Origin of the sequence: Actinomyces sp. MRS3W (genome assembly GCF_032465695.1) — a bacterium.
Lineage (GTDB): Bacteria > Actinomycetota > Actinomycetes > Actinomycetales > Actinomycetaceae > Actinomyces.
The window spans coordinates 1-9,026 of record NZ_JAWDJJ010000248.1; the positions used below are offsets into that span (position 1 = coordinate 1).

At 69.5% G+C, this 9,026-nt stretch carries 8 protein-coding genes and 1 pseudogene; all 9 read right to left on the minus strand.

Features of this window, described 5'->3' with window-relative positions; translation table 11 throughout:
* Window positions 1-61: 61 nt before the first annotated feature.
* Window positions 62-1,447: an O-antigen ligase family protein gene (locus tag RWX45_RS09525; RefSeq protein WP_316023494.1), complete on the minus strand. Its 1,386-nt coding sequence runs from the start codon at window positions 1,445-1,447 to the stop codon at window positions 62-64.
* A 60-nt stretch (window positions 1,448-1,507) separates the two neighbouring features.
* Window positions 1,508-2,731 (minus strand): argininosuccinate synthase, encoded by a 1,224-nt coding sequence (locus RWX45_RS09530; protein ID WP_316023495.1) that lies wholly within the window; start codon window positions 2,729-2,731, stop codon window positions 1,508-1,510.
* Between the two features lie 61 nt (window positions 2,732-2,792).
* Complete coding sequence (locus tag RWX45_RS09535; RefSeq protein ID WP_316023496.1) at window positions 2,793-3,353, minus strand: ArgR family transcriptional regulator; 561 nt, start codon at window positions 3,351-3,353, stop codon at window positions 2,793-2,795.
* Window positions 3,350-4,594, minus strand: a complete 1,245-nt coding sequence (locus RWX45_RS09540) for an acetylornithine transaminase (protein WP_410050708.1) — start codon at window positions 4,592-4,594, stop codon at window positions 3,350-3,352. Before RWX45_RS09540 ends, RWX45_RS09535 begins: the two co-directional genes overlap by 4 nt.
* A complete protein-coding gene (gene argB / locus RWX45_RS09545) occupies window positions 4,591-5,526 on the minus strand; it encodes an acetylglutamate kinase (protein ID WP_316023497.1) in 936 nt (311 codons plus the stop codon). The genes RWX45_RS09540 and argB overlap by 4 nt, the downstream gene beginning before the upstream one ends.
* Complete coding sequence (gene argJ / locus RWX45_RS09550; RefSeq protein WP_316023498.1) at window positions 5,523-6,719, minus strand: bifunctional glutamate N-acetyltransferase/amino-acid acetyltransferase ArgJ; 1,197 nt, start codon at window positions 6,717-6,719, stop codon at window positions 5,523-5,525. Before argJ ends, argB begins: the two co-directional genes overlap by 4 nt.
* Window positions 6,716-7,816 (minus strand): N-acetyl-gamma-glutamyl-phosphate reductase, encoded by a 1,101-nt coding sequence (gene argC, locus RWX45_RS09555; RefSeq protein ID WP_316023499.1) that lies wholly within the window; start codon window positions 7,814-7,816, stop codon window positions 6,716-6,718. The genes argJ and argC overlap by 4 nt, the downstream gene beginning before the upstream one ends.
* 104 nt (window positions 7,817-7,920) lie before the next feature.
* Window positions 7,921-8,415: a flavodoxin domain-containing protein gene (locus tag RWX45_RS09560; RefSeq protein WP_316023500.1), complete on the minus strand. Its 495-nt coding sequence runs from the start codon at window positions 8,413-8,415 to the stop codon at window positions 7,921-7,923.
* A 91-nt stretch (window positions 8,416-8,506) separates the two neighbouring features.
* Window positions 8,507-9,026 (minus strand): annotated as a pseudogene (locus RWX45_RS09565) (phenylalanine--tRNA ligase subunit beta); the annotation flags it as partial.

Sequence of the window (9,026 nt, forward strand, 5' to 3'; positions counted from 1 at the left end):
CCACCCCGATAGCCGCGGCGGTGGTGAGCACCACGGGGACGTCTGACTCGTCATGGTCCCATCATGACGCATTCAGCCGGGTAGGCGTGCGCGTGCTCGCTGCCCGGACCGGCGCCGTGCTGTCGGTCCGGGTCCCGTTGCGGCCGCGTTCGTAAAGGCGATGCAGGCCCAGCCAGGTGCCCAGCGCGCAGACCACCACCCAGTTTCCCTCGCTGAGCAGTCGGGATTCGGTAAACGACTGCACCGCCAGCGCGGTCATGAGCAGGGCGGGCAGGAGCACCGAGGCGTCGGAGTCAATATTGCGCAAGGCCAGACGGAAGGAGCGGTACAGGAGCAGCACCACCAGCACGACGACGAGCGTCGCCCCAACCACGCCCGTCTGGAAGAGCGCCTCGATATAGGCGTTGTGGGCGCTCATGGTGGGGGTGCCATCGGGACGAACCACAAGGGTGGCGAATACCGGCAGCCACGGCACCCAGTACATGATCCATCCCCAGCCCAGGATGGTGTGCTCCTCCCACAGTGCCAGCACTCGCTGCCAGATCTCCCAGCGTCCCGACATATCCGAGCTGCGCCCGAGCACCGCCGTCACCTGAGAGTGCAGCCCGATCGCGGCGGCGACCAGCACCACCCCGATAGCCGCGGCGGTGGTGAGCACCACCGGGCGCCACCGGTGCGGGACATGACGCACCAGCCACAGCACCAGACCGCTCGCTGCGCACACGACCAGTGCTACGGATACGGTCGCCGAGTCGGTCAGGACCAGCACCAGCAAGGACACCGCCGTCCAGATCACTAGGCCCGCCGGGCGTATGCGCCGGTCGGCCCAGCGCACCGCCACGCACAGCAGGGTAAGTAGGGCGATAAAAGCCAGCGGGTTGCGGTTACCGACAATGCCCTGGATGGGACCACCGTTGAACAGATCCCCGTTCACCCAGTAGTAGGAGATCGGTACTTCATCCCAGTCCTGCATGTACAACGGAATGAGCGGATGGCGCAGCACCATGGCCACGTAGGCCTCCAGCAGGAGACTCAGCACCAGGGTGGCTTCCAGTGCGCGGCTGAGTGCGTCGGTCATCTGACGCAGGGACAAACCACAGGCGAGCAGAACCCCCACGACGCTGGTGGTGAGCATGAGCAGCCCCGCCAGGGCAGTCTCCTCCGGGTACTGCGACCACAGCACACTCAGCAGACACACGAGCACATAGGCGGTGGTGACCGGGGGCAGGGCCCGCCACGGTACGCGGTGTCCCTCGGCAAAGAACACGAGCACGAGTGCCACCGCGCTCAGCGCCGCCACCGCCCCGAAGGCCCACCAGCCGACCAGGTCACGCACGCCCTGCCCGGAGAAGGTGAGGAAGAAGGCCCACGTCCCCAGAGCGGGCATGAGGGAGCGCCGCGAGCCGGGGACTGCCACCGGTACAGGGATACGGTCGTCAGCGGGCACACTCTTCCTTCCTCATGTTCCTCCCCCGGGCGGCCCCAGCGGTACCGACCGGTCCGGCCTCTAGAAGGCGACGCCGCGTCCCAGGCGCACGTCGCGGGCGGCGGCGAGCTTGGACTGCATGCCGTAGATCTCGATGAATCCCCGCGAGGAGGACTGGTCGAAGGTATCCCCGGTCTCGTAGGTGGCGAGGTTGAAGTCGTACAGTCCGGTATCGGTACGGCGCCCGTTGACGGTGGCACGACCGCCGTGCAGCACCATGCGGATGTCGCCGGTCACGTAGTCCTGGGTGTCCTCGATGAAGGCGTCCATGGAGCGCTTGAGCGGCGAGTACCACTGGGCCTCGTAGACCAGGTCGCTCCAGGCCTGCTCCATCTGCCGCTTGTAGCGGCGTTGCAGGCGTTCCAGAGTGACGGACTCCAGGGCCTGGTGCGCCTCGATGAGTGCGACGGCTCCGGGGGCCTCGTAGATCTCGCGGGACTTGATGCCCACCAGCCGGTCCTCGACCATGTCGATGCGACCCACGCCCTGGGCGCCGGCGCGACGGTTGAGCTCCTGGATCGCCTGCAGCGGCGTCACCGGCTTCCCGTCGATCGCGGTGGGCACACCCTGTTCGAAGTGGATGACGACCTCGTCGGGCAGTGGCGGGTAGGTGGGATCGTCGGTGTAGACGTAGACGTCCTTGGTGGGGGCGTTCCACAGGTCCTCCAGGAACCCGGTCTCGATGGCGCGGCCCCACACGTTCTGGTCGATGGAGAAGGGGTTGTGCTTGGTGGTCTCGATCGGCAGGTCGTGCTTTTCGGCGTACTCGATGGCCACGTCCCGAGTCAGGGCGAGGTCGCGCACCGGCGAGATGCAGTCCATGTCCGGGGCCATGGAGGTGATGGCCACCTCGAAGCGCACCTGGTCGTTGCCCTTGCCGGTGCAGCCGTGGGCAACGGTGGTGGCGCCGAACTCGCGGGCGGCACGCACCAGGTGCTTGGCGATGACCGGCCGGGACAGGGCCGACACCAGCGGGTACTTGCCTTCATAGAGCGCGTTGGCCTTGAGCGCCGGCATGCAGTACTCCTCGGCGAATTCGTCGCGCGCGTCGGCCACGTAGGCCTCGACGGCGCCGCAGTCGAGGGCGCGCTGGCGAATGACCTCCAGGTCCTCCCCGCCCTGGCCGACGTCGACGGCGACGGTGACGACCTCACGGCCGGTCTGCTCGCCGATCCAGCCGATGGCGACGGAGGTGTCCAGGCCTCCGGAGTAGGCGAGGACGACGCGGTCCTGGTGCTTGCTCATAGGTGTTCTGTGTCCTTCTATCTGTTTGTTGATCTGATTGGTATATGCGACCCGGTGCGGGTCAGTGGTGCGGACCGGCCAGGGCGAGCAGATGCGCGGCCACTTCGGCCGCTATCTCCTCGGAGCGGGTGATGACCAGGACGGTGTCGTCGCCGGCGATGCACCCGAGCACGCCGGGCAGCATGGCGTCGTCGACGGCGCTGGCCAACAGTTGGGCGGCACCGGCCGGAGTGCGCAGCACCAGCTGGTTGCCGGCCCATTCGGCGGTCACGACCAGGTCGGCGCACCAACGGGCCAAACGCGCGGTGGTGCGGTCGGTCAGCGGCTCATCACCCGGCCCGATGGGCGATACCTGCCCGGGGGCGCCGGCCTGCGGGAGGGCGTACACCTGCACGCCGCCGGCCGCACGGACCTTGGTGGCGCGCAGCTCGACGAGGTCGCGTGACAGCGTCGCCTGGGTGGTAGCCACGCCGCGCTGAGCCAGCGCGTCGCGCAGTTCCGCCTGGGAGCGGATGCGCTCGTGGCCGAGGATTCGGGCAATGAGGGCGTGGCGGGCGGCCTTGGTCGGGGGCGTGCCGGCGCCGACGGTATCAAGCGCGGGGGTGTCCGGCTGCCCGCTCATGCCGCTGTCCGCTCCGTGAGGACGTCCGTCAGCGTCGCGGTGAAAGCGTCGGCGTCGGCGTCGGCCAGAATGTAGGGGGGTGCCAGCCGGAGCGTGTCCGGGCGGGGCGCATTGACAATGAAGCCGCGCCGCTCCAGCGCACCGGCGACCTCGGCGGCGGGGCCGACGGCCTCGGCCAGGCCCACCCCGCGCAGCAGGCCGGCCCCGCGCACCTCGGTAACCCCGGGCACGGCTTCCAGGGCGGCGGCCCACCGGTCCCCCAACTCGGTGATGCGTCCTAGCAGTCCTTCGGTGCGGATCGTGTCGATGACCGCCAGGGCTGCGGCCGCGGCGACCGGGTTACCGCCGAAGGTGGTGCCGTGCTGGCCGGGGCCCAGCAGCTCGGCCGCCTCTCCGGTAGCGACGGCGGCTCCGATCGGCATGCCGCCGCCCAGCCCTTTGGCGAGGGTGACGACGTCGGGCACGATGCCAGGGGCCAGTAGGTGGTGAGCCATCCAGGCGCCGGTGCGGCCCATGCCGGTCTGCACCTCGTCGATGATGAGCAGGGCTCCTGCGGCGGCGGTGAGCTCGCGCGCGGCTTCAAGGTAACCGTCGGGCAGGGGGCGCACCCCGGCCTCGCCCTGAATGGGCTCGACGATGAGGGCGGCGACGTCCGGCCCCAGGGCGCCGCGCAGCGCGTCGACGTCGCCGGCGGGGATGAACTCCACTCCCCCGGGCAGCGGCTCGAAGGGCTCCCGATAGGCGGCCTTGTGGGTGAGTGCCAGTGCACCCATGGTGCGGCCGTGGAAGGCATCCTCCAGGGCGAGGATGCGCGGCCGCGCGCGGCCGCCGTGGCGCCGGGCGATCTTGAAGGCGGCCTCGTTCGCCTCGGTGCCGGAGTTGGCCAGGAAGACGCGCGCATTCTGCGGGGCCACCGGGAATACGAGGTCGGTCAGGGCCTCGGCCAAGGTGATCTGGGCCGGGGAGGTGAACAGATTGGAGATGTGTCCCAGGGTGGAGATCTGCTCGGTGACGGCGGAGACCACGGCGGGGTGGGCATGGCCCAAGCAGTTGACGGCGATGCCGGCCAGCAGGTCGATGTACTCCTTCCCGTCGGCGTCCCAGACACGGGTGCCCTGGCCACGTACCAGCACGCGTCCGGGCGTGCCGAAGGTGTTCATGACGGCGCCTGCATAGCGGCCCCGCCAGGTCTCGTTCTTGCTGGGAGCGGAGGCAGCGGGAATGGGGGGATGCGCGCTCACAGTGTCGCGCCTCCTTTCGTCCGTGACTGTGGGATGACGTCGGGGTGGACAACGGTGCCGACGCCGTCGTCGGTGACGATCTCCAGCAGCATGGAGTGCGGCTGCCGGCCGTCAACGACATGGGCTTGGCCCACGCCGCCGCGCACCGCCCGCAGGCACGCCTCCATCTTGGGCACCATGCCGCTGGACAGCTCGGGCAGTAGTGCTTCAAGGGCGTCGGCGCCGATGCGAGAGACGAGCGAGCCCTTATCCGGCCAGTTGGAGTACAGCCCCTCGACGTCGGTGAGCACGATGAGCTTTTGCGCCTTGAGGGCGACAGCGAGGGCCGCTGCGGCGGTGTCGGCGTTGACGTTGAGGACGGTGGTGGCGTCGGCGACCAGCGGAGCCACCGAGGAGACCACCGGGATGCGGCCCTGGTCGAGCAGCTCGATCACCGAACGCGGGTCGACCTCGACGACGTCACCGACAAGCCCGACGTCGACCCGCTCGCCATCGACCGTGGCCAGGCGCTGGCGCGCGCGCAGCAGGCCACCGTCCTCACCGGAGATGCCCACGGCGGCGGAGCCGGACTCGTTGAGCAGGCTGACCAGTTCGCGCTGCACACCGCCGGTGAGCACCATGCGCACCACGTCCATGACCTCGGGGGTGGTCACGCGCAGGCCGCCCTTGAACTCGGAATCAATGCCGAGGCGAGTCAGCATGGCGCTGATCTGTGGGCCGCCGCCGTGGACCACCACGGGGCGCAGCCCGACCTGGTGGAGGAAGAGGACGTCGGCGGCGAAGGCGCGTTTGAGGTCCTCGTCGATCATGGCGTTGCCGCCGTATTTGATCACGATGGTGGCGCCCTTGTAGGCGCGTAGCCAGGGCATGGCCTCCAACAGGACGGAGGCCTTCTGGGTGGGGGTCAGCGAGCTGGGCAGGGTGGTAGTCATGTCGTGTAGTCCGCGTTGATGGTGACGTATCCGTGGGTGAGGTCGTTGGTCCAGACGGTGGCGGCGGCGTCGCCCGCGCCCAGGGCGATGTCGATGCGGGTCTCGCGCGGGGTCATATCCACCGTGCTGCGGTCCTCGCCAAGCTCCCCGTGCCGGAAGACGGTCACGCCGTTGATGGCGACATCGACTGCATCCGGGTCGAAGGGGCACACCGCCTCGGGCACGGTGCCGAGCTGGGAGATGACACGCCCCCAGTTGGGGTCCTCACCGGCAACGGCGCATTTGAGCAGGTTGGAGGCCGAGACGGTGCGGGCTGCGGCCTCGGCGGCCGCCTCGCTGATAGCGCCGGTGACGGTGATGGCGATGTCGTGGGTGGCGCCCTCCGCATCCGCCACCAGCCGCCGTCCCAGCCGGGCCAGCAGCTCCTCGACAGCAGCGTCGAAGTCGTCGGGGTTGGGGGTGATGCCGGAGGCGCCCGAGGCCAGCAGCAGGACGGTGTCGTTGGTGGACATGCAGCCATCGGAATTGATCCGATTCACGGTGCGGGCGGCGGCGCGGGACAGGGCGGAGCCGGCGGTGCTCGCATCAATGACGGCGTCGGTGGTGATGACGCACAGCATGGTGGCCAGGCCGGGCGCAAGCATGCCCACGCCCTTGATCATCCCGCCGATGCTCCAGCCGTCCAGGTGGAGGGCATCCTCCTTGGGCACGGTGTCGGTGGTCATGATGGCGACCGCGGCGTCGTGTCCGGCCTCGGCGGTTGTGTCCAGGGCCCGCGCGGCGGCTTCGGCGCCGGCGAGCAGAACGGGCATATCCAATGGGACACCGATGACGCCGGTGGAGCACACCAGCACGTCGTCGGCTTGCAGGCCCGGGTGGTCCTCGCTGAGCAGTTCGGCAACGCGGACCGCAGTGGCCGCGGTGTCGGCGGCTCCGCGGGGACCGGTGCAGGCGTTGGCGGACCCGGAGTTCAGGATGACGGCGCGCGCGGATCCCATCGCATCGTGCTCGCCGCCCAGCACGCCGCGGCACCAGCGCACGGGGGCGGCGGCGACTCGGTTGGTGGTGAACACGCCGGCAGCCACATCCAGGGGACCGTCGTTGACCACCAGGGCGAGGTCGAGGCGGCCGGACTCCTTGAGGCCGGCGTTGATGCCGGCGGCGCGGAAACCGGCGGCTGCGGTAACGCTCACGGCGCGACTCCTTCCGTGATGACGCCGGTGGTCTCGTCCAGGCCCAGGGCCAGGTTGAGGGACTGGATGGCGGCCGAGGCGGTGCCCTTGCCGAGGTTGTCGATGGCGCAGATGATGACGGCGGCGCGGGCGGCGGCGTCGTAGGCAACTTGAACGGTCGCCACCCCGGTGCCGGCAACAGCGCCGGTCACGGGCCAGGTGCCCTCGGGCAGCAGGTGGATGAGCGCCTCGCCGGTGCCGGTGGCGCCGTAGGCCCGTTCCCAGGCGGAGCGCAGCACGGCGGCCGGATCGTCGCTGGCAAGTACGGTCGCGGTGACCGGGGCGGTCACGGTGGCGAGAATGCCTCGGCTCATGGGCACCAGCACGGGGGTGAAGGACAGCCGCACGGCGCCCGGCTCGGCCCCGGCGACCTGCATGTTCTGAATGATCTCGGGAATGTGGCGGTGGGTGCCGCCGACGGCGTAGGGCTGGGCGGAGCCGAGGGCCTCGGATGCTGTCAGATGCGGTTTAAGTACCTTGCCGGCACCGGAGTAGCCGACGGCGAGGACGGCGCCCAGATGGCTGGGGTCGATGAGTCCAGCGTTGACGCCGGGCTGGGCGGCCAGCGTGACCGCGGTGACGTTGCAGCCGGGGACCGCGATGCGGCGGGTATCCGCGAGCAGGGCACGCTGGGCGGCGGCCACATGCTCGTCGGCGTGGAGCAGTTCGGGCATGCCGTAGGTCCAGGCGCCGGCGTAGTCGGTTCCGTAGAACTGCGTCCAGGCGGCCGCGTCGGTGAGCCGGTGATCGGCGCCGCAGTCAACGAGGATGGGGGTGGGGCTGTCCGCCTGTTCCAGCTCGGCGGCAACCGCTCCGGATACGCCGTGCGGCAGTGCGAAGACGACGATGTCATGCCCGGCCAGGTGCTCGGCATCTGTGGGGGCGACGATCCGGTCGGCCAGGCCGACCAGATGCGGGTGGTGCTGGCCCAGGCGGGTGCCGGCAGAGGAATTGGCCGTCACCGCACCGATGTCAATATTGGGGTGCGCGGCGAGAAGGCGGAGCACCTCTCCACCCGCATATCCGGTCGCTCCGGCGACCGCTACTGTCCATGTCACGCGAAAACCATACATTGCACCGGATAGATATACATAACTCGGCGCACCCCCGCAGGGGTCGGCTTGCTCACAGGCACCACCTGGCCGGGCTGCTGCGCCGATCGTTACTGGCGCGCAGCGAGCGCCTCAACGATGGACGCCGACCAGGCGCGTACCGCATCCAGATCGCGGAAGTCGCCCTCGGAGGCCCCACCCATCCTGGCAATTGAGCGCTCCCGCAGCGACAGCTCGGAAGGCTCGAAACGCCCCGCGAAGGTCACGTGCCCCTCCGGCTCAATGGACAGCAGCACGGGGCCGATCCGGTGCGGATCGGAAATCTTGCCTTTCGGAAGGCCCGACAGCCCCACCGAGAAGGCCCACACCGGATGGGAGTGCAGCTCCTCGCTGAACCGCTCGGTGAAGTCGATAGCCTCTTGGGTCCAGCGGGTCATGTACACGGGGCTGCCGAGCACAAAAGCATCGTATGTCCGGACATCGGTGACGTCTTCGGGACGTGCTTGGTCGACGTCGTGACCGGCATTGCGCAGCTCTTGTGCAATGACCGCGCCGACCTCGTCGGTGGCGCCGTGGCGGGATGAAGCGGCAAGCAGGATCTTCATGGCGTCAGTATCACCGTTGCGCGCCCCATTTTTCAGGGGACTGCGCCTCCAATCCCGCAACCGTGACGACCCCCACAGCTGAGCTCATGAGTCAGGCGCGCAGCTCGGCGCCCAAACGCTTGGCGGCGCGCTTGACCACCCGCTTGCGTACCGCAGCGGTCTCCTCCGCGGTCAGGGTGCGGTCCGCAGCACGCAGACGCAGCGAGAAGGCCAAGGACTTCCTCCCCTCCCCCAGCTGGGGTCCGCGGAAGACGTCGAACAAGCGCACCTCCTCGGCCAGCTCCCCGGCAGCCTGTCGCACCACCTGCTCAACCGCTGCGGCGGTGACGGACTCGTCCACCACCAGCGCAATGTCCTCCTTGGCGGCGGGGAAGGTGGATACCGCTCGCACCTGCAGTACGCCGGCGGCCGCGGCCGCATCCAGCAGCGGTTCCAGGTCGATCTCGACGGCGCAGGTGCGCTCCGGCAGCCCCAGATCGCGGGATACGCGCGGGTGCAGCTCACCGGCGTGAGCGACCAGCGCACCGGGCACGATCTCCTTACCCCGACGCACCGCGGGCAGACGCACCTCAGCGGTGCGGCCGGGATGCCAGGGGGCGTAGGGGGCAGGT

Bases quoted from the DNA above. Each gene is read 5' to 3' on its own strand.
- RWX45_RS09535 (WP_316023496.1), bottom strand. From the start codon at position 3,353: ATGAGCGGGCAGCCGGACACCCCCGCGCTTGATACCGTCGGCGCCGGC.
- argB (WP_316023497.1), bottom strand. From the start codon at position 5,526: ATGACTACCACCCTGCCCAGCTCGCTGACCCCCACCCAGAAGGCCTCC.
- RWX45_RS09560 (WP_316023500.1), bottom strand. From the start codon at position 8,415: ATGAAGATCCTGCTTGCCGCTTCATCCCGCCACGGCGCCACCGACGAG.
- RWX45_RS09530 (WP_316023495.1), bottom strand. From the start codon at position 2,731: ATGAGCAAGCACCAGGACCGCGTCGTCCTCGCCTACTCCGGAGGCCTG.